The organism is Achromobacter anxifer, assembly GCF_903652925.1.
GTDB classification, from domain to species: domain Bacteria; phylum Pseudomonadota; class Gammaproteobacteria; order Burkholderiales; family Burkholderiaceae_B; genus Achromobacter; species Achromobacter anxifer.
Window position 1 is genome coordinate 251,095 of sequence record NZ_CAHLAR010000009.1, and the last position, 17,725, is coordinate 268,819.

The following is a 17,725-nucleotide window of genomic DNA, read 5'->3' on the forward strand; positions in this document are numbered from 1 at the left end:
GGATCCTCTTGCCCGCCCCATGCCGGCGCGCCCGCCTCCGGGCCAGGCTACCGATCCCTGTTTTCCGTTTTGATCATGAACACTAAGAAGCTGACGCGTTATATCGGCATCGCCATGGTGCTGGGCATCGTGGTGGGCTATTTCTGCCACAAGTACGCGCAGGACGAGAAGGAGGCGCTGCAGATCGCCTCGTACTTCAGCCTGGTCACCGACATCTTCCTGCGCATGATCAAGATGATCATCGCGCCGCTGGTGTTCGCCACCCTGGTGACCGGCCTGGCCAGCATGAGCGACGCCAGCGCCGTGGGCCGCATCGGCATGCGCGCCATGATCTGGTTCATCGCCGCCTCGGCCCTGTCGCTGCTGCTGGGCCTGGCGCTGGTCAACATTTTCCAGCCGGGCGCCCACATGAACATGGCGCTGCCTGACGCGGGCCTGAGTTCGGGCCTGAAGACGGGCGACTTCACGCTCAAGGCCTTCCTCACGCACGTGTTCCCGCGCAGCATCGCGGAAGCCATGGCGAACAACGAGATCCTGCAGATCCTGGTGTTCTCGCTGTTCTTCGGTGCCGCGCTGTCCTACGTCCGCGGCAAAGGCCACAACACGCTCTACAACATGATCGACGAGCTGGCCAAGATCATGTTCCGCGTGACGGACTACGTCATGCGGTTCGCGCCGCTGGGCGTGTTCGCCGCCATGGCCGCCGCCATCACGACCGAGGGCCTGGGCGTGCTGGTCAGCTACGGCAAGCTGATAGGCGAGTTCTACCTGGGACTGGCGCTGCTGTGGGCGATCCTGTTCGCCGTCGGCTATCTGTTCCTGGGCAAGTCGACCTTCCGCCTGGGCGGCCTGATCAAGGAGCCCACGCTGCTGGCGTTCTCCACGGCCAGCAGCGAATCGGCCTACCCCAAGACCATCGAGGCGCTGACCCGCTTCGGCGTGCCCAAGCGCATCTCGGGCTTCGTGCTGCCGCTGGGCTATTCCTTCAACCTGGACGGCTCGATGATGTACCAGTCCTTCGCGGTGCTGTTCATCGCGCAGGCCTACAACATCCAGATGAGCTTCACGCAGCAACTGACCCTGCTGCTGGTGCTGATGGTGACCAGCAAGGGCATGGCCGGCGTGGCGCGCGCTTCCCTCGTCGTGGTTGCCGCGACGCTGCCGATGTTCCATCTGCCGGAAGCCGGCCTGCTGTTGATCATGGGCATCGACCAGTTCTTCGACATGGGCCGCACGGCCACCAACGTGGTCGGCAACAGCCTGGCCACCGCCGTGATTTCCAAGCTGGAAGGCAATCGGGAAGAGCTCACCGAAGCCGGGACCGCTGCGTCTGGCGATGAGCCATCGGCCCAACCCGCCAGCCAGGAAGCCTGAGCATCAGGCAATGAAAAACGGGCCGCATGGCCCGTTTTTTTATGGCTTGCGCATGCTTGACCGGCGCCATCGCCGGGAGCAACATATAAGCCCTTTGCTTCTTATACAGGCGCGGCGCGCATGGGCGCCACGCTCAGTCCTCATGCCATGAAACGCCTAAGCCTGCGCTGCGTACTGGCAGCCGCGGCCTTGATGTCCGCCGCCCCCGCCTCATACGCCTGGACCCGCATTTCCTGCGAGCTGGGCGGCACCGTGGCCAACCCGCCGGTCGTGATGCGGCAATTCCGCACCGACGGCACCGAAATCAAACAAGTGCTGTTCAGGCTCAAGGTCAAGGACGCGGACATCCCCGAGGGAGCCCGCGCCGATACCGACTGCACGGAATTCATCGACCGCGAGATCGACGTGGCGCTGGAGAACACCGCCGCCGACGCCGTCCGCAAGGGCAAGACCCTGAAGCTGCGCTACCGCTACGACGATTCGCTGGGACAGAGCCAGGCGACGAAGTTCGAACTGGTCCGATAGGACTCAGTCGTTGACGGAGCACGAGACCGGCTCGCCGTCCTCGAATTCCACGTCGTAGGTATGCACCGGGTCCCAGGGCAGCGTGAACCAGAGTTCATAGCCGTCACCGTCCTCGTCGAACAGCCACAGCGCGCGCAGCTCGGCCTTCTCGGCCATGGCTTCCGCGGTTTCTTCCTGCAGCAGCTGGCTGTCTTCAATGCCGAGCTTCTTGTAGTGTTCGTAGGAATAGTTGTCCAGCAGGAATTCGGCCGCGGCCAGGATGTGGTCGTCGAGCTTGTCGATGATGGCCTTGACCACCTTGGACGCGCCGCTGTCGGGCTCTTCGCCGTCGGTCTGGATCATGACGTGAATGGGCGGACGTCCCTTGCCCGCGGCGACGTTCTCGGCGGCCCACAGATCGGGTTCTTCGGGGTCCTGGGTGAAATTGAATCGTGCCATCGCGCGCTCCGGAAAAAGGGCTGGCGAACCGCGGAAAATGCGGCCACGCCGTTCCCGCCATTTAACCAGATGCGCGAGCGTCCGGCTGCGCATACCGGCGATGTTTTTGCGACAGCCCCTGCGTACGCCTGCCGTTTTCAGACCCGTTCCAGAGGCAAGTGCGGCAAGGCCGGCAGCACGACGCGTATGGCATCGCCCGCGCTCACCGCGCCGCCTTCGACGACGATGCCCATGATGCCCGCGCGGCGCATCAGGCTGCCGTCGGGATGCCGGCCCAGCACCGCGGCCGTCAAGCCCTTCTGGTAGTTGTCGAGCTGGGAGCAAGGGTTACGCAGGCCCGTTACCTCGACCACCGCGTCTGCGCCGATATGCAATAGCGCGCCGCGCGGCAGGCCCAGCAGGTCAAGGCCGCGGGTCGTGATGTTCTCGCCCATGGTGCCTTCGGCCACGTTGAATCCCGCCAGCTGCAATTCGTCGTGCAGTTCGCCGTGGATCAGGTGGACCTGCCGCAGATTGGGCTGCGTGGGGTCAGCCTTGACGCGGGAACGGTGCTTGACGGTGACGCCCATGTGGGCGTCGCCCTCCACCCCCAGCCCCTTGCGCAGCATGATCGCGGGCACCACCGCCTTGCTGAACCCATGCGCCGGGCTGCAGGCCACCGCCGTCACGATGGGACGCATCGCATTTCTCCTGGCAACGAGTCAAGCGGCCACGGCCTGCGCCTCGGGCGCAAGCTGCGGGTTCGCGCGCACAGGCGGATAGTGCGCCGAAAACACCAGCCGGCCCGCCGACCAGGTGTGGCTGATCAAGGGCTGCGTCCCGACCTGCGCCACCGCCACCAGGTCCGCGCGCAGACCCGGCGCGATGCGCCCGCGGTCGGACAAGCCGCAGGCCTGCGCCGGATTCAACGTGACCAGCGCCACCGCCTGCGGCAGGCTCAGGTCGGTCTGCGCGGCCACCGTGAAGGCAGCGGCGATCAGCGCGGACGGCTGGTAGTCCGAACACAGGCAACTGGCCACGCCCGCGCGGATGGCGTCGATGGCGCGCATGGAGCCGCTCTGGCTCTGGCCGCGCAGCACATTGGGCGCGCCCAGGATGGTGGGCAGGCCGCAAGACACCGCGGCGCGCGCGGTATCCAGCGTGATCGGAAATTCGCTCATCGCCACGCCCAGGTTGCGCATGGTGGCGATGCGGTGGATCGAATCGTCGTCGTGGCTGGCGGTGGGTATGCCCAAGCCCTGCGCATGCGACAACAGCGTCTCCACCCGCGCCACCGCGCCGTCCTTGGCGCGGGTCTTGGCCTGAGCCGCTTCCTCGGCCTGCTCGCGGCTCATGGCGTGGTTACCCATCATGTATTGCAGATAGGATTCCAGCGTCTTGAACTGGCCCTGGCCGGGCGAATGGTCCATCACCGACAGCAGGTCCACCGCGCCCTCGTCCATCAGCGCGCGCAACACGTCCACCGAGGTGGCGTCGGTGACTTCGTAACGGCAGTGGACGCGGTTGTCGACCAGGCTGTGCTGGCGGAAGGCACGCACGGTGCGCACCACTTCCGCGGCCGTCTGGTTGTTGCGCACGCCCCATTCGCTGTTGGCGAAGGACAGCGCGTGGTACGGCGTGGTGATGCCCGCCGCGGCGTTGCGGCGGTCCACCTGGGCCACCGCGAAATCCAGCGGAAACAGCACCCGCGAGCGCGGCTCGGCTTCCTTTTCGATGGCGTCGCAATGCAGGTCGATCAGCCCCGGCAACAGGGTCTGGCCGCACAGGTCGATCTCGCGGTCGGCGCGGGCGCCGGCCGGCTCGATGGCGACGATGCGGCCATCGTCGATCAGCACGGCGCTGTCTTCCAGGACGCGGTCGGGCAGCACCACGCGGGCATGGGTGAGATAGGTGCTTTGCATCATTGCTCCAGTGCGGCCGCCGCGGCCTGGGCGGGACGCAGGGCCAGGGTCTGCGTGGCGACGGCGTCGCGCACTTCGGCGTCGTGGAAGATGCCCAGCAGGCAGCGGCCCTCGGCCTTGGCCTCGCGGATCAGCTCGATCACGACCTGGCGGTTGTCGGCGTCCAGCGACGCGGTGGGTTCGTCCAGCAACAGGATGGGGTGACGCGCGATGAAGCCGCGCGCAATGTTGACGCGCTGCTGTTCGCCGCCGGAAAAGGTGGCGGGCGCCAGCCCCCACAGGCGGGCCGGCACGTTCAGGCGCTGCAGCAGCGCGGCGGCGCGGGAGAGGGCCTCGTCGGCGTCCACGCCCGCCGCGCGCAAGGGCTCGGCCACCACGTCCAGCGCCGACACGCGCGGAATCACCCGTAGGAACTGGCTGACGTAGCCGATCACTTCACGGCGCAGGGCGAGGATCAACTGCTCGGGCGCGCCGGCCAGCTCGATCCACTCATCGTTCCAGCGCACCCGGATGCTGCCTTCGGTCGCCAGATAGTTGCCATAGAGGCAGCGCAACAGCGTGCTCTTGCCGGTGCCGGACGGCCCTGCCAGCACCAGGCAGTCGCCGGCCGCCGCGTCGAAGTCGACCGACTCCAGCACCGGCAGACGCATGCCGCCCTGGTTGTGCAGGGTGAACATCTTTCCGAGGCCCCGCACCTCGATCATGGGAGTCTTTACGCGCATGGTCAGCTCTGCAAAATGGAAGACACCAGCAACTGGGTGTAGGGATGCTGCGGATCGTCGAGAATCTGGTCGGTCAGGCCGCTTTCGACGACCTCGCCGCCGCGCATGACCAGGGTGCGGTGCGCCAGCAGGCGCGCCACCGCCAGATCATGGGTCACGACGATGGCGGCCAGGCCCAGGTCGGAGACCAGTTGGCGCAGCAGGTCCAGCAGGCGCGCCTGCACCGACACGTCCAGCGAAGCGGTGGGCTCGTCCATGAACACCAGGCGCGGATGGGTCACCAGGTTGCGGGCGATCTGCAGGCGCTGCTGCATGCCGCCCGAGAACGAGGTGGGCCTGTCGTCCAGCCGGCCGACGTCGATCTCCATTTTCTGCAGCCAGTTGCCGGCGGCCTGGCGCAGGTCGCCGTAGTGCCGGTCGCCCACGGCCATCAGGCGCTCGGCGATGTTGGCGCCGGCGCTGACCTGCATGCGCAGGCCGTCGCGGGCGTTCTGCCGCACGAAGCCCCAGTCGGTGCGCGACAGCAGGCGCAAACGAGCGCCGGGCAGCGCGGCCAGGTCGGTGAAGCCCTGGTCCCGCGTGTCGTACCAGACGCTGCCGGTGTCCGGCCGGGTCTGGTACGACACGGCCGACAGCAGCGTGCTCTTGCCGGAACCGGACTCGCCGACCACGCACAGCACCTCGCCGGGATAGAGATCGAAGTTGACGTTGCGGCAGCCGTGCACGCCGTCCCAGGTGCGCGTCATGTTGCGTACCGAAAGCAAAGGTTGGGCCTGCATCATGCCGCGTTCTCCTTGTTGGCCTGTTCCGCGCCCTGCCGCGCCTGGCGGTCGTTGCAGTACTCGGTGTCCGAGCAGACGTAGCGGCGCGTGCCGGCGTCGTCCAGGATGATTTCGTCCAGATAGCTCTCGCGCGATCCGCAAAGGTCGCAGCACTCGGTCCAGGTCTCGACCCGGAACGGGTGATCCTCGAAGTCCAGGCTCTTCACCTTGGTGTAGGGCGGCACCGCGTAGACCCGCTTTTCGCGGCCCGCGCCGAACAGCATCAGCGCGGGGCTGCCGTCGAGCTTGGGATTGTCGAACTTGGGGATGGGCGAAGGCCGCATCATGTAGCGGCCATTGACGATGACCGGATAGTCGTAGGTGGTGGCGATGTGGCCGTGCTGCGCGATGTCCTCGTACAGCTTGACGTGCATGCCGCCGTACTCGGCCAGCGCGTGCATGGTGCGCGTCTCCGTTTCGCTAGGCTCCAGCCAGCGCAGGGGCTCGGGGATCGGCACCTGGAACACCATGATCTGCCCTTCCGCCAGCGGCGTCTCGGGAATGCGGTGACGGGTCTGGACGATGCTGGCCGCGGGCGTGGATTCCGTCGTCGCCACGCCTGTGACGCGGCCGAAGAAGCGGCGGATGTTGATTGCGTTGGTGGTGTCGTCCGAGCCCTGGTCGATCACCTTGAGCACGTCGCCGGGACCGATGATGGACGCGGTGACCTGGATGCCGCCCGTGCCCCAGCCGTAGGGCAGCGGCATTTCGCGGCTGCCGAACGGCACCTGGTAGCCGGGAATCGCGACCGCCTTGAGCAGGGCGCGGCGCAGCATGCGCTTGGTGGACTCGTCCAGGTAGCCGAAGTTGTAGTGGTCGTCGCGTTCGACCTTTGCGTGTTGCGTAGTCATGAGGAAACCGCCTCGTCCATCAGATCGTTGCGCGCGGCTTCGGGCGCGGCGCGTTCGGCGCGCATGCGCCGCAACAGTTCCAGGTTGGCCTGGAAGTCCACGTAGTGCGGCAGCTTCAAGTGCTGCACGAAGCCCGAGGCTTCCACGTTGTCGCTGTGGTACAGCACGAACTCGTGGTCGTTGGCCGGGGAGTCCGCGCGTTCGCCCAGGTCGCGCGCCTTCAGAGCGCGGTCCACCAGCGCCATCGACATGACCTTGCGCTCGCCATAGCCGAAGGTCAGGCCGTAGCCCCGGGTGAACTTAGGGCCTTCCTCGGCGTTGCCCGCGAACTGGCTCACCATCTGGCATTCGGTGATATCGATCTCGCCCACCGTGACGGCGAATCCCAGTTCCTCGATGTGCATTTCCACCTCCAGCGCGCCGTAGCGGATCTCGGCGGCGAAGGGATGGGTGTTGCCGTAGCCGCGCTGGGTCGAATAACCCATCGACAGCAGGAAGCCCTCGTCGGCGCGCGCCAGGTTCTGCAGGCGCGCGGGGCGCGAGGCCGGGAAATCCAGCGGCTGGCGCGTCAGGTCAAAGGGTTCGGGATCCCCTTCCGGCACCGGCTCGGCATCGATCAGGTCGTCCTGCGCCAGCAGGTCGGTGACACGCGGCATGGCGCTGTCCAGGGCTTCGCCGCCGGGCGGCAAGGCGTCGGCCTCGCGCTGCGCCTCCAGCGAAAAATCCAGCAGGCGCTGGGTGTAGTCGTAGGTCGGTCCCAGAATCTGGCCGCCGGGCACGTCCTTGAAGGTGGACGAGATGCGGCGCTGCAGACGCATGCGGCCGGTGTCGATGGGCTGGGTGTAGCCGAAGCGCGACAAGGTGGTGCGGTAGGCTCGCAGCAGGAACACCGCTTCGATCACGTCGCCTGCGGCCTGCTTGATAGCCAGCGCCGCCAGTTGCGGATCGTAGAGCGAGCCCTCGGCCATGACCCGCGACACCGCCAGCGGCATCTGTTCGCGGATCTGGTCCAGGCTCAGTTCGGGCACTTCGCGGTCGCCGCGCCGGTAGTCGTCCAGCATGCGGTAGGAATTGAGGATGGCGCGTTCGCCCCCTTTGACGGCAACGTACATGTCAGTTCTCCCTGCGCGTGCTGCGCGGCAGCGCGCAAATCCGCCGTTCCTGCGTCAGGAACACATCGACGCCCAGCGGAAACCGTTGATGATTGATGCGCCACTCGCGCCAGAAATCCTCGGACAGCCCTTGCACGTTCAGGACCTGCTGGCTTTGGATGCCGGGGCCGCTGAGGATGGCGGGCGCGCCCGCCGACAAGGATTCGACCTCGATCAGCAAGGTGGTCGACAGGTCCGGATAGGCCGGATCGCCCTGGTGGCAGGCCGACAGCGCCGGCGCCTTGCAACCCCCGGGCACCGCCGCGAAGCGCGCCAGCGCCGGCGACGGCACGATGGGGCAGGCGCAATGAAAGCGCAGGAAGGCGAGCACGTCCGCGCCCGCCGATTCCGGCAGCCACAGCGGAGTGTCCACGTCCACCAGCGTCAGTAGCATGGCGGTCATGGCGGGCGACAGGCCTTGCGGCACGCCGGTGTCGGCCAGTATCTCGTTGACGCGGCCAGGATGGGCCATCGCGTCGAGCGCGGCGCGGAAAGTGGCCTGCGCGTCGTTGACCGGGTCCGCGAAGCCCGGAAGCAGCGCCCGGCTGGACGCGGCGGCGGCTTGTATCTGTTGCTGCATGTCAGTCCTCGCCTCGCACCATCGTGAAGAATTCCACCTTGGTCTGCGCCGCCACGCGGGCCTGGCGCTCGACCCTGTCGGCATGCAGGCGCGCCAGCGGCTGGATCAGCTGCGCCTGCACCGTGTCATGCCATTCCGGCAGCTGCAACAGCGCATCGGCCACGGCGGCCTGCTCGGCATGGCGCTGCGAGCGGCCCTGCACGTAGGCCACGCCGACCACGCCCTGATCCATCGTCACCGCGCAACGTGTCACGGTCATTTCGCCCAGGTTGAAGCGGGCGCCGGTGCCGCCGCTGCGGGCGCGCACCATGGCCATGCCGGTCTGCGCCGGGCGCAGCGTCTGGTGTGCCGGCACGCCGGCCAGTGCGCAAAAGGCGCCATCCAGCGCGGCCGGATCGGCCAGCGCCAGCACGCGCATCCAGGCGGCGCGTTGCGCGCCCGCCGCATCCTGCCCTGTCTTGGGGTGATCCATTTTTTCCTCTAAACGTCTAGACGACCGGATGGAGTATGATCGCTCCGAAAAGGAAGTTCAACAGCCTGGCGTGAATTTTTGATGACAGTTGCAGCGTGCGCGCGGCGCCTTTCCGGCGGCCGCCTCATGGTGCACAATCACTGCCATTCTTCATGAAGCTGATGTGACAGCACGAGCACACCCTATGGTCGAAAGAGGTTCCGGCATCGCCGTCTGGCGGCAAATCGGCGAGGCGCTTGCGGACGATATCCGCAACAAGCTCTATGCGGCGGGCGAACAGCTGCCGTCCGAGCCCGAGCTGGCCGCCAAGTTTTCCGTCAACCGCCACACCATCCGCCGCGCGATGGGCGAACTCGAACAAAGCGGCCTGGTCCGGATCGAACAGGGCCGCGGCACCTTCGTGCATGAGCACGCGATCGACTACGCCATCGGCAAGCGCACGCGCTTTTCCGAGAACCTGCGCAGCCAGGGCATGCTGGGCCACCAGGAAGTGCTGGGCAGCCAGAGCCTGCGCGCGGCCGACATCGCCAAGCACCTGGGCCTGGCGCGCAGCGCATCGCTGCTGCGCGTGCAGATCGTCGGCAAGGCCGAGAACCGGCCCATCAGCGTCTCGGAACACTTTTTCGACGAAAAGCGCTTCCCCGACTTCGCCGAGCGGCTGGCGTCGCTGCGCTCGATCTCCAAGGTCTACGCCCACTACGGCATCGGCGACTATACGCGCAAGTGGTCGCGCATCACCGCCGCGCTGCCCACGCCCGAGATCGCCCGCCTGCTGGGCCAGCCCAAGACCCGCCCGATACTCCAGGTGGAAGCCCTGAACGTGGACCAGGAGGGCTCGCCCCTGCAATACAGCGTCGCCCGCTTCGTGGGCGACATGGTGCAACTGATGGTGACGGACGACACCTGATTCAAGGCCGCCGTCCCGCGGGCTTGCGCGCGGGACGGCGTGGAAATTTCCAGCAGGCAATTGAACTCATCTAGACATCTGGTTGTAATGCAATCCCGCTAACGTCACGCCATGAACACACACACGCACGCCCCCTCGCCCCTGGCCGGTGTCACAGGCCAACGCATCCTGACGCCGCGCGGCGTCGAACAGGCCAGCCTGAGGTTCCATGGCGGACTGATCGAAGGCGCCGCCGCCGCGGCGCCGCGGGGCGCGCCCTGGTTCGACGCCGGCAACCTGCTGGTGCTGCCCGGCATCGTGGACCTGCATGGCGACGCCTTCGAGCGCGCCGTCATGCCGCGTCCCAGCGTGACCTTTCCGTATGACAGCGCCCTGTTCGACGTCGACCGCCAGTTGCTGGCCAACGGCATCACCACCGAATTCCACGGCGTGACGCTGTCCTGGGAAGGCGGCTTGCGCGGCGAGGCCTACGCCGAACGCATGTTCGACGCGCTGGAACGGATGCGGCACATCATGGGCGCGCGGCATTACGTGCATCTGCGCTTCGAAACGCATCACGTGGGCGGCGTGGACACCGCCCAGCAGTGGATACGCGATGGCCGCGTGCGCTTCCTGGCCTTGAACGACCACCTGCCCAGCATGGCCCGCCGCCTGGGCGACGAACGCAAGCTGATGCAATACGCCCACCGCGCCGAGTGCGACCTGGACGTCTTCCAGGACCGCATCCGCGCCGCCATGTCGGCGGCCGACTCGGTGGCCGACGCCATGCGCGAACTGACCGCCTGCGCACAGGAAGCCGGCCTGAAGGTCGCCTCGCACGACGACCCGGACGCCGCCACCCGCCGCTACTACCACCAGCTGGGCTGCGGCGTGGCGGAATTCCCGCTGACCCGCGAGGCCGCGGGCGTGGCCCGCGACCTGGGCGATTCCGTGGTTTTCGGCGCGCCCAACGTGGTGCGCGGCGGCAGCCACACCGGCGCCCCCAGCGCCACCGAGATGGTCCGCGCCGGCCTGTGCGACATCCTGACCTCCGACTACTACTATCCTGCCCCGCTGGCCGCCGTGATGCGGCTGGTCGACGACGGCGTGCTGCCGCTGGCGCAAGCCTGGGACCTGGTGTCGCTCAACCCGGCGCGCGCCGCCGGCCTGAAGGACCGCGGCGCGCTGACGCCGGGCCTGATCGCCGACGCCATCGTGGTGGACGACCAGGTGCCGGGCCTGCCCCGCGTCTGCGCCGCGATCGTGGGCGGCGAGCTGCGCTACGCCACCCGCGCATTCGGCGACAGCCACAGCCAGCGCATGGCGGCCTGACCATGCCGCTCGCCCACCGCTACGCCCTGTACCTGGCGCCCACCGGCCCCTGGCGCGAACACGGCAGCCGCTGGCTGGGACGCTGCGCCGACACCGGCGAGCCGCTGCCGCCGCTACCCGGCCAGAGCGCGGATACGCGCGGCTGGACCGAGGCCCCGCGCCACTACGGCCTGCATGCCACGTTGAAGCCGCCCTTCCGGCTGAGCGCGGGCGCGAGCCCGCAACAGGTCGACGCGGCCGCCCGCCGCTTGACCGAGGGCGGAAGCCCGTTCTCGGTGGAGCTGGAATGCGAGCCGCTGCGCGGCCTCCTGGCCTGGCGCATCGCGCCCTCGGACACGCTGGGCCGGGCACGGATCCAGGCCCTGGCCGAAGCCGCCGTGCGCGACCTCGATCCCCTGCGCGCCCCGCCCACGCCCGAGGAAATCGCGCGCCGCCAACCGCATGCGCTCAGCCCGGCACAGCAGTCCATGCTGGCGCGCTGGGGCTATCCCTATGTATTCGACACCTACGTGTTCCACATCACGCTGACCGGCAAGCTGGAAGGCGCGGCGCTGGCCCAGGCGCAAGCCGATATCGCCGCCTTCGCGGAGCCCCTGCGCGGACAGGCCATGGCCGTGCCCGGCGTCAGCGTCTATGTGCAGCCGGAGCCGGGCGCGGACTTCATCGCGGCGCGGCACTACGGCTTCGACGGCTCCAGCGCCGATGCCGCGGGCGCCGGCTATCTGCAAGGACCGGCCGCGGCATGAATGCCTCCGTTCCCGCCGACGGCGCGCGCCTGATCTACCTGATGGGCGCATCGGGCAGCGGCAAGGACACGCTGCTGCGGCTATTGCGCGCCCACCTGCGGGGCGACGAGCCCGTGCTGGTCGCGCACCGCTACATCACCCGCGACAGCGGCGGCACCGAGGACGCGCTGGCCCTGACCGAAAACGAATTCGAGCGCCGCTCCGCCCTGGGCTGCTTCGCGCTGCGCTGGGCCAGCCATGGTTTGCAATACGGCATCGGCATCGAGATAGACGCCTGGCTGTCCGGCGGCGCGGCGGTCATCGTCAACGGTTCGCGCGCGCACCTGGAACAGGCGCATGCGCGCTACCCGACGCTGACGGCGGTGGAGGTCACCGTCGCCCCCGATCTGCTCGCCCGCAGGCTGGCGGGCCGCGGCCGCGAAAACGCTGAACAGATCGCGCAGCGACTGGCCCGCGCCACCCAGGCATTTCCCGTGCCGCCGCAATGCCGCCTGCTGCGGGTCAGCAACGACGCGGCGCCGGAGACGGCTGCCGACGCGCTGCTGGACATCGCGCGCGGCAAGCTGGCGACCTGAGACCGCTTCAGCGCGCCCCCTGCCCCCAGGGCGCGGCGGCGTCACCGCACAGGTCCAGCAGGATCTCCGAAAAGCAGTCCTCGGCCGCCAGCGGCTGCTCGCGCTTGCGCCGGATCAGATTGATCGGCGGCAGCTCCCAGCCGAAATCCCAAGGCACCATGCCCAGCTTGCCGCGCTGGCAAAGCTCGCGCGCGATGTCCTCGGGCACCACGGAAACAAAGGTCTGGTTCATCGTCAGCATGCCTTCGATCACGTCCGTCGAGTAGGCCTCCAGCACCGGCGACGGCGGACGCAGTTCGGCGCGGATGAAGTGCTCAACGATCAGTTGCCGGGTGGGCGTATTGGCCGCCGGCAAGACCCAGTCCATCGCCGCCACCGCGGCCCAGTCCGGCTTGCGCCGCGCCAGCCTCTGCGCCAGCCGGCCGTGCGCGATCAGGCGCGGCCGCTGGCGGTACAGCACGCGATGGATCAGGTCCTCGTGCGCCACCGTCGAAGTGGCGCGGCTGATGATGCAATCCAGCTCATGCCGGCGCAGCATCGGCACCAGGTGATCGGTGGTGGCGCGATGCAGGCTCAGCGTCACGCCGTGGCGCTGGTGCAGGCGGCTGATCGCGGCCGTCAGCAGGTCGCTGGACACGTAGGGCACCACGCCCACGTGCAGGTGCGCCGAACGGCCGGCGTGCAGCGCCTCGACCTCGCGCGCCCACAGGTCCAGGTCGCTGAGCATGTGGCGCGCCCGCACCAGCGCCAGATTGCCCAGCGGCGTGGGCTGCAGGCCGCGTCCTGTGCGCATGAAGAGCGGCGCGCCGAAGATGTCCTCGACCTCCGTTAATGCCTTGGTGACCGCGGGCTGGCTGATGCCGGCCTCGGCCGCCACGCGCGTGAGCGAACCGTGCCGGGCGATGTTGAGCAGCAGCGTCAGATGGCGGTGCTTGAGGCGGTTGGCAAGACGGGCGGCATCCCAGTTCAAGTCTTTTCCTATAACCAGTTGGTTATTCAATTATGCCAACAAAGCAAAAACCAGTTATTCCACAACCCTATACTGCAAACGTCCCCTTCTGCCTGGAACGGCCCCATGAGCGCTTCCTTCACCACCCGCCCCGAGATACGCGGCACCTTTGGCGTGGTTTCGTCCACCCATTGGCTGGCCTCGCAAGTCGCCATGAGCGTGCTGGAACGCGGCGGCAACGCCTATGACGCGGCCGTGGCGGGCGGCTTCGCCCTGCAGATCGTGGAACCGCACCTGAACGGCCCCGGCGGCGAAGTGCCCATCCTGTTCTGGAGCGAACGGGAACAACGCATGCGCGCGCTGTGCGGCCAGGGCCCGGCGCCGGCGCTGGCCACGCCGGCCTATTTCCGCGGCCTGGGTGTGGATCTGGTGCCTGGCATCGGCCTGCTGCCCGCCACGGTGCCCGGCGCGTTCGGCGCCTGGCTGACCTTGCTGCGCGACTACGGCACCTGGGAGCTGGCCGACGTGCTGCGCCCGGCGATCGACTATGCGCGCAACGGCTTTCCGCTGGTGCCGCGCATCTCACAGGCCATCCTCGCCGTGCAGGCGCTGTTCCGCGACGAATGGACCAGTTCGCGCGATGTCTGGCTGCCCGACGGCCGCGTGCCCGCGCCGGACGCGCTGTTCCGCACGCCCGCCATCGCCGCCACCTATGCGCGCATCCTGGACGAAGCGCACGCCAACGCGACCGACCGCCGCGGGCGCATCGATGCGGCGCTGGAGGTCTGGTACCGCGGCTTCGTGGCCGACGCCATTGACGACTACTACACCCATGCGGAAGTGCGCGACACCACCGGGCAACGCAACCGCGGCCTGCTGCGCAAGTCCGACCTGGCCGACTGGCGCGCCACCTACGACGAACCGCTCACCGTCCAGTACGGGCGCTACACCGTGGCCAAATGCGGGGTCTGGTCGCAAGGCCCGGTCCACCTGCAGCAGCTGGCGTTGCTGCGGCACCTGGGCGTGGACGGGCTGGACCCGGTCTCGCCGCAATTCGTGCACCGCGTGGCCGAGGCCGCCAAGCTGGCCTTTGCCGACCGCTGCGCCTGGTATGGCGACCCCGAGCACGCGCAGGTGCCGCTGGCGGCCCTGTTGAGCGACGACTATGCCCGCGCGCGCGCGGCCGGCATCGGCCCCCGCGCTTCGTCCGCATTCCAGCCCGGCAGCCCGGGGGGACTCGCGCCGCGCCTGCCCGACCTGGACGCCGCGGTCCGCACCCTGGCCGCCTCCGACACGCGCTTCGGCGTGGGCGAACCGACCTTTGCCGCGCTGCCACCGGTGGCCGAGTGGGCCGCGCGCGAGATCTTCGTGGGCGACACCTGCCAGATCGACGTCATCGACCGCGACGGCAACATGGTGGCCGCCACGCCTTCGGGCGGCTGGCTGTCTTCCAGCCCCGTCGTGCCCGGCCTGGGCTTCCCGCTGACCACGCGCCTGCAGATGACCTGGCTGGACGAGGGCGTGCCGGGCCTGCTGCAACCGGGCAAGCGGCCCTGCACCACCCTGTCGCCCGGCCTGGCCTTGCGCGACGGCCAGCCCTACATGGCTTTCGGCACACCGGGCGGCGACCAGCAGGACCAATGGACGGTGGCGTTCTTCCTGCGCCACGCCATGGGCATGAATCTGCAGGAGGCGATCGAAGCGCCCTCCTGGCACACCGATCATTTCCCGGGCTCGTTCTGGCCCCGCAGCCTGACCTTGAACCGGCTGACCGTGGAATCGCGCATGCCGGCCGCCACGCTGGACGCGCTGCGCGACGCCGGCCACGAGGTCAAGGTAGGGCCGGAATGGTCGGAAGGCCGCATCAGCGCCTGCACCCGCGAACCGGCCGCCGGCGGCGGCCTGCTGCTGCGCGCCGGGGCCAACCCGCGCGGCATGCAGGGCTATGCCGCCGGCCGCTGAACCTGTTTCATCCAACCGGCGCACAGACCGGACATTACGCAAAGGGGTAAACACCATGAAACTGCAATTCAAACGACTGCTGCGCACGTGCGCGCTGGGACTGGCGCTGACCGCGCCCGCGCTCACGCAGGCCGCCTGGCCCGAGAAGCCCATCACGCTGGTCGTGCCCTGGGCCGCGGGCGGCTCCACCGACATCCTGGCGCGCGTGCTGTCCGAGGGACTGACGCAGTCGCTGGGCCAGCCCGTCATCGTGGAAAACCGCTCGGGCGCGTCCGGCAACATCGGCACCACCTTCGTGGCCCGCGCCAAGCCCGACGGCTACACGCTGCTGGTGGGCTCGATGAGCACGCACACGATGAATCAGGCGCTGTACTCCAGCATGCCGTTCGACGGCGTGAAGGACTTCACGCCCATCGCCGAACTCGCGCTGGTCACCAACACCCTGGTGGTGAACCCGTCGGTGCCCGCGTCCAACGTGAAGGAATTCATCGCCTACCTGAAGGCCAATCCGGGCACCGTGGCCTACGCCTCCGCCGGCCAGGGCTCCACCAACCATCTCAGCGCCGCGCTGTTCGAGAAGGCCGCCGGCGTGAAGATGATGCACATCCCCTACCGCGGCGGCGCGCCGGCCGTGCTGGACACCGTGGCCGGCCGCACCCAGGTGCTGTTCAGCGCCGGCACCCAGACCCTGCCGCATGTGCAGACCAACAAGCTGAAGCTGCTGGCCGTCACCGAGGAAGCGCGCTCGCCGCTCTTGCCCGAAGTGCCCACCGTCGCCGAGACGCTGCCCGGCTATGAGCTGTCGGTCTGGTATGGCGCCTTCGGCCCGGCCGGCATGCCGCCCGAGCTGACCGCCCGCCTGAACCGCGAGATCAACCTGATCCTCAAGCGGCCTGAGGTCGTCAAGAAGATGGGCGACATGGGCGTGCTGCTGACCGAGACCACGCCGGAACAGTTCGGCCAGATCCTGGCGCGCGACGCCGACAAGTACGGCAAGCTGATCAAAGAACTGGGAATCACCGCCGAATGACCGTCAGCATCAATCCAGCTGCCCAGCCGCCGCAGGCCGGCGTGAGCGCCATCGCCCAGGCCTACGCCGCCGCGGATCCGGCCGCGGCCCTGCGCGCCATCGATGCCCACGCCCACGCGGCGCTTGGGCATGCGCTATGCACCGTCAATCGCTATGACGCGCAGGCCATGCGGGTGGTGCGGCTGTACAGCTCCAATCCCGAGGCCTATCCGCCGGGCGGCAGCAAGGACAAGAACGGCACCGCCTGGGGCCGCCACGTGCTGCTGGAGCAAAAGGTCTTCGTGGGAGAAGGCGAGGACGCGATCCGCGAGTTCTTCAACGACCACGACGCGATCCAGCGCCTGGGCCTGCGGTCCGTTATCAATGTGCCGGTGGTGTACGGCAAGGTCTGCCTGGGCACCGTCAACTTCCTGATGCCGCGCGCGGCGGTCTCGGACGCCGATGTCCAGGCCGCGCAACTGGCGGGCCTGCTGGCGCTGCCTGCGTTCCAGGCATTGCTTGCGCAGGCTTGACGCGGCGGGGCCCTGGCGGGCCCCGCAAGCTCAGATCAGCGCGCGGCGGATGCGCGCCGACGCCATGTCGATCACCACCACGAAGGCGACGATGATGATCATCACGGCGCAGGTCTCTGCGTAGCGGAAGCTGCGGATGATTTCCCACAGCACGGTGCCGATGCCGCCCGCGCCCACGATGCCGACCACCGAGGCCGAGCGCACGTTGGATTCAAAGCGGTACAGCGAATACGAGATCCACAGCGGCAGCACCTGCGGGATCACGCCATAGACGATTTCCTCCAGCGCATTGGCGCCGGTGGCGCGCACGCCTTCGACCGGGCGCGGATCGATCGCCTCGACCGCTTCCGAGAACAGCTTGGCCAACACGCCCGTGGTGTGCACCCACAGCGCCAGCACCCCGGCGAACGGGCCCAGGCCCACCGCCACGATGAACAGCATGGCGAACACCATTTCATTGATGGCGCGGCACGCGTCCATCAGCCGCCGCATCGGCTGGTACACCCAGGCCTGCACCATGTTGGACGAGCACAGCAGCCCCAGCGGCACCGCCACCACGATGGCAAGGAACGTGCCCCATACGGCGATCTGGACGGTCACGACCATCTCGTCCAGATACATGCGCCAGTCGCGGAAATTGGGCGGGAAGAAGTCCGCCGCGAACTGGGCCATGTTGCCCGAATCGCGCAGCAGGTCCAGCGGTCGCATGTCGGCGCCCTTCCAGGACATGACCAGCAGCGCCAGCACCACGGCCCACACGAGTAGAACCGGCAGCGACGAGCGCGGCGCGGCGGGAAGGCGAGAGGTCTGCATGGCTACGTTCATAAGATAAAGAGGCGATCCGCGTGGAGATTTTCAGTTGCGGGCAAGCCGGCGCGCCCCGCGGCGCGCCGGCTTG

Annotated in this window: 20 protein-coding genes; 9 read left to right on the forward strand and 11 right to left on the reverse strand. The window is 68.3% G+C overall.

Translation table 11 applies throughout. The features are described from left to right. The first annotated feature begins 75 nt into the window (after nucleotides 1-75). Together HWY37_RS25665 and HWY37_RS25670 are read left to right on the forward strand one after the other, a co-directional pair. Nucleotides 76-1,374, forward strand: a complete 1,299-nt coding sequence (locus tag HWY37_RS25665) for a dicarboxylate/amino acid:cation symporter (RefSeq protein WP_217706410.1) — start codon at nucleotides 76-78, stop codon at nucleotides 1,372-1,374. A 147-nt stretch (nucleotides 1,375-1,521) separates the two neighbouring features. Next, entirely contained in the window at nucleotides 1,522-1,899 is a 378-nt protein-coding gene (locus HWY37_RS25670; RefSeq protein ID WP_246302404.1) for a hypothetical protein, read from the forward strand. Nucleotides 1,900-1,902: 3 nt separating this feature from the next. On the opposite strand, the gene HWY37_RS25675 is transcribed toward HWY37_RS25670, so the two are convergent. The 9 genes from HWY37_RS25675 to phnG all read right to left on the reverse strand — a co-directional run bounded on the left by HWY37_RS25675 (nucleotide 1,903) and on the right by phnG (nucleotide 8,835). Continuing rightward, on the reverse strand, nucleotides 1,903-2,337 hold the full coding sequence (locus HWY37_RS25675) for a hypothetical protein (RefSeq protein WP_175206641.1): 435 nt from the start codon (nucleotides 2,335-2,337) through the stop codon (nucleotides 1,903-1,905). A 137-nt stretch (nucleotides 2,338-2,474) separates the two neighbouring features. Next, nucleotides 2,475-3,017: an MOSC domain-containing protein gene (locus tag HWY37_RS25680; protein ID WP_176090150.1), complete on the reverse strand. Its 543-nt coding sequence runs from the start codon at nucleotides 3,015-3,017 to the stop codon at nucleotides 2,475-2,477. Between the two features lie 21 nt (nucleotides 3,018-3,038). Next, the gene (locus tag HWY37_RS25685; protein WP_176090171.1) at nucleotides 3,039-4,238 is read right to left on the reverse strand and encodes an alpha-D-ribose 1-methylphosphonate 5-triphosphate diphosphatase; all 1,200 of its coding nucleotides are present in this window, start codon (nucleotides 4,236-4,238) and stop codon (nucleotides 3,039-3,041) included. Beyond that, complete coding sequence (gene phnL / locus HWY37_RS25690) at nucleotides 4,238-4,960, reverse strand: phosphonate C-P lyase system protein PhnL (RefSeq protein WP_176090151.1); 723 nt, start codon at nucleotides 4,958-4,960, stop codon at nucleotides 4,238-4,240. Before phnL ends, HWY37_RS25685 begins: the two co-directional genes overlap by 1 nt. 2 nt (nucleotides 4,961-4,962) lie before the next feature. Further along, complete coding sequence (phnK, locus tag HWY37_RS25695; RefSeq protein WP_176090172.1) at nucleotides 4,963-5,739, reverse strand: phosphonate C-P lyase system protein PhnK; 777 nt, start codon at nucleotides 5,737-5,739, stop codon at nucleotides 4,963-4,965. Next, nucleotides 5,739-6,632: an alpha-D-ribose 1-methylphosphonate 5-phosphate C-P-lyase PhnJ gene (locus tag HWY37_RS25700; RefSeq protein WP_175206644.1), complete on the reverse strand. Its 894-nt coding sequence runs from the start codon at nucleotides 6,630-6,632 to the stop codon at nucleotides 5,739-5,741. Before HWY37_RS25700 ends, phnK begins: the two co-directional genes overlap by 1 nt. Continuing rightward, nucleotides 6,629-7,744, reverse strand: a complete 1,116-nt coding sequence (locus HWY37_RS25705) for a carbon-phosphorus lyase complex subunit (protein WP_175206645.1) — start codon at nucleotides 7,742-7,744, stop codon at nucleotides 6,629-6,631. Before HWY37_RS25705 ends, HWY37_RS25700 begins: the two co-directional genes overlap by 4 nt. Before the next feature lies 1 nt (nucleotide 7,745). Further along, nucleotides 7,746-8,363, reverse strand: a complete 618-nt coding sequence (gene phnH, locus HWY37_RS25710; RefSeq protein WP_175206646.1) for a phosphonate C-P lyase system protein PhnH — start codon at nucleotides 8,361-8,363, stop codon at nucleotides 7,746-7,748. A 1-nt stretch (nucleotide 8,364) separates the two neighbouring features. Then, nucleotides 8,365-8,835: a phosphonate C-P lyase system protein PhnG gene (phnG, locus tag HWY37_RS25715; RefSeq protein WP_175206647.1), complete on the reverse strand. Its 471-nt coding sequence runs from the start codon at nucleotides 8,833-8,835 to the stop codon at nucleotides 8,365-8,367. 184 nt (nucleotides 8,836-9,019) lie between these two features. Here phnG and phnF point away from each other — a divergent pair, with 184 nt between their 5' ends. The 4 genes from phnF to phnN all read left to right on the forward strand — a co-directional run bounded on the left by phnF (nucleotide 9,020) and on the right by phnN (nucleotide 12,374). Beyond that, entirely contained in the window at nucleotides 9,020-9,742 is a 723-nt protein-coding gene (gene phnF, locus HWY37_RS25720) for a phosphonate metabolism transcriptional regulator PhnF (protein ID WP_176090152.1), read from the forward strand. 111 nt (nucleotides 9,743-9,853) lie between these two features. Beyond that, entirely contained in the window at nucleotides 9,854-11,053 is a 1,200-nt protein-coding gene (locus tag HWY37_RS25725) for an alpha-D-ribose 1-methylphosphonate 5-triphosphate diphosphatase (RefSeq protein ID WP_175206649.1), read from the forward strand. 2 nt (nucleotides 11,054-11,055) lie between these two features. Continuing rightward, a complete protein-coding gene (locus tag HWY37_RS25730; RefSeq protein WP_176090153.1) occupies nucleotides 11,056-11,799 on the forward strand; it encodes a DUF1045 domain-containing protein in 744 nt (247 codons plus the stop codon). After that, the gene (gene phnN / locus HWY37_RS25735; RefSeq protein WP_176090154.1) at nucleotides 11,796-12,374 is read left to right on the forward strand and encodes a phosphonate metabolism protein/1,5-bisphosphokinase (PRPP-forming) PhnN; all 579 of its coding nucleotides are present in this window, start codon (nucleotides 11,796-11,798) and stop codon (nucleotides 12,372-12,374) included. The genes HWY37_RS25730 and phnN overlap by 4 nt, the downstream gene beginning before the upstream one ends. Nucleotides 12,375-12,381: 7 nt before the next feature. Here the strand turns inward: phnN and HWY37_RS25740 are convergent, their stop codons facing one another. Next, nucleotides 12,382-13,344 carry a LysR family transcriptional regulator gene (locus HWY37_RS25740; protein WP_176090155.1) on the reverse strand — a complete coding sequence of 321 codons (963 nt, stop codon included), beginning with the start codon at nucleotides 13,342-13,344 and terminating at the stop codon, nucleotides 12,382-12,384. Between the two features lie 105 nt (nucleotides 13,345-13,449). On the opposite strand from HWY37_RS25740, the gene HWY37_RS25745 reads away from it, so the two are divergent. The 3 genes from HWY37_RS25745 to HWY37_RS25755 are packed head-to-tail and all read left to right on the forward strand — an operon-like array spanning nucleotide 13,450 to nucleotide 16,827. Beyond that, the gene (locus HWY37_RS25745) at nucleotides 13,450-15,285 is read left to right on the forward strand and encodes a gamma-glutamyltransferase family protein (RefSeq protein WP_176090156.1); all 1,836 of its coding nucleotides are present in this window, start codon (nucleotides 13,450-13,452) and stop codon (nucleotides 15,283-15,285) included. Between the two features lie 55 nt (nucleotides 15,286-15,340). After that, complete coding sequence (locus HWY37_RS25750; protein WP_175206654.1) at nucleotides 15,341-16,315, forward strand: Bug family tripartite tricarboxylate transporter substrate binding protein; 975 nt, start codon at nucleotides 15,341-15,343, stop codon at nucleotides 16,313-16,315. Next, nucleotides 16,312-16,827 carry a GAF domain-containing protein gene (locus tag HWY37_RS25755; protein WP_175206655.1) on the forward strand — a complete coding sequence of 172 codons (516 nt, stop codon included), beginning with the start codon at nucleotides 16,312-16,314 and terminating at the stop codon, nucleotides 16,825-16,827. The genes HWY37_RS25750 and HWY37_RS25755 overlap by 4 nt, the downstream gene beginning before the upstream one ends. A gap of 30 nt (nucleotides 16,828-16,857) precedes the next feature. Here the strand turns inward: HWY37_RS25755 and phnE are convergent, their stop codons facing one another. After that, nucleotides 16,858-17,652 carry a phosphonate ABC transporter, permease protein PhnE gene (phnE, locus tag HWY37_RS25760; RefSeq protein ID WP_176090157.1) on the reverse strand — a complete coding sequence of 265 codons (795 nt, stop codon included), beginning with the start codon at nucleotides 17,650-17,652 and terminating at the stop codon, nucleotides 16,858-16,860. Nucleotides 17,653-17,725: the final 73 nt, after the last annotated feature.

Bases quoted from the DNA above. Each gene is read 5' to 3' on its own strand.
- phnF (WP_176090152.1), top strand. From the start codon at position 9,020: ATGGTCGAAAGAGGTTCCGGCATCGCCGTCTGGCGGCAAATCGGCGAG.
- HWY37_RS25670 (WP_246302404.1), top strand. From the start codon at position 1,522: ATGAAACGCCTAAGCCTGCGCTGCGTACTGGCAGCCGCGGCCTTGATG.
- HWY37_RS25755 (WP_175206655.1), top strand. From the start codon at position 16,312: ATGACCGTCAGCATCAATCCAGCTGCCCAGCCGCCGCAGGCCGGCGTG.
- HWY37_RS25745 (WP_176090156.1), top strand. From the start codon at position 13,450: ATGAGCGCTTCCTTCACCACCCGCCCCGAGATACGCGGCACCTTTGGC.
- HWY37_RS25685 (WP_176090171.1), bottom strand. From the start codon at position 4,238: ATGCAAAGCACCTATCTCACCCATGCCCGCGTGGTGCTGCCCGACCGC.
- HWY37_RS25730 (WP_176090153.1), top strand. From the start codon at position 11,056: ATGCCGCTCGCCCACCGCTACGCCCTGTACCTGGCGCCCACCGGCCCC.
- HWY37_RS25725 (WP_175206649.1), top strand. From the start codon at position 9,854: ATGAACACACACACGCACGCCCCCTCGCCCCTGGCCGGTGTCACAGGC.
- phnL (WP_176090151.1), bottom strand. From the start codon at position 4,960: ATGCGCGTAAAGACTCCCATGATCGAGGTGCGGGGCCTCGGAAAGATG.
- HWY37_RS25680 (WP_176090150.1), bottom strand. From the start codon at position 3,017: ATGCGTCCCATCGTGACGGCGGTGGCCTGCAGCCCGGCGCATGGGTTC.
- HWY37_RS25665 (WP_217706410.1), top strand. From the start codon at position 76: ATGAACACTAAGAAGCTGACGCGTTATATCGGCATCGCCATGGTGCTG.
- phnH (WP_175206646.1), bottom strand. From the start codon at position 8,363: ATGCAGCAACAGATACAAGCCGCCGCCGCGTCCAGCCGGGCGCTGCTT.
- HWY37_RS25750 (WP_175206654.1), top strand. From the start codon at position 15,341: ATGAAACTGCAATTCAAACGACTGCTGCGCACGTGCGCGCTGGGACTG.
- phnE (WP_176090157.1), bottom strand. From the start codon at position 17,652: ATGAACGTAGCCATGCAGACCTCTCGCCTTCCCGCCGCGCCGCGCTCG.
- phnK (WP_176090172.1), bottom strand. From the start codon at position 5,739: ATGCAGGCCCAACCTTTGCTTTCGGTACGCAACATGACGCGCACCTGG.
- HWY37_RS25700 (WP_175206644.1), bottom strand. From the start codon at position 6,632: ATGACTACGCAACACGCAAAGGTCGAACGCGACGACCACTACAACTTC.
- HWY37_RS25675 (WP_175206641.1), bottom strand. From the start codon at position 2,337: ATGGCACGATTCAATTTCACCCAGGACCCCGAAGAACCCGATCTGTGG.
- HWY37_RS25705 (WP_175206645.1), bottom strand. From the start codon at position 7,744: ATGTACGTTGCCGTCAAAGGGGGCGAACGCGCCATCCTCAATTCCTAC.
- phnN (WP_176090154.1), top strand. From the start codon at position 11,796: ATGAATGCCTCCGTTCCCGCCGACGGCGCGCGCCTGATCTACCTGATG.
- phnG (WP_175206647.1), bottom strand. From the start codon at position 8,835: ATGGATCACCCCAAGACAGGGCAGGATGCGGCGGGCGCGCAACGCGCC.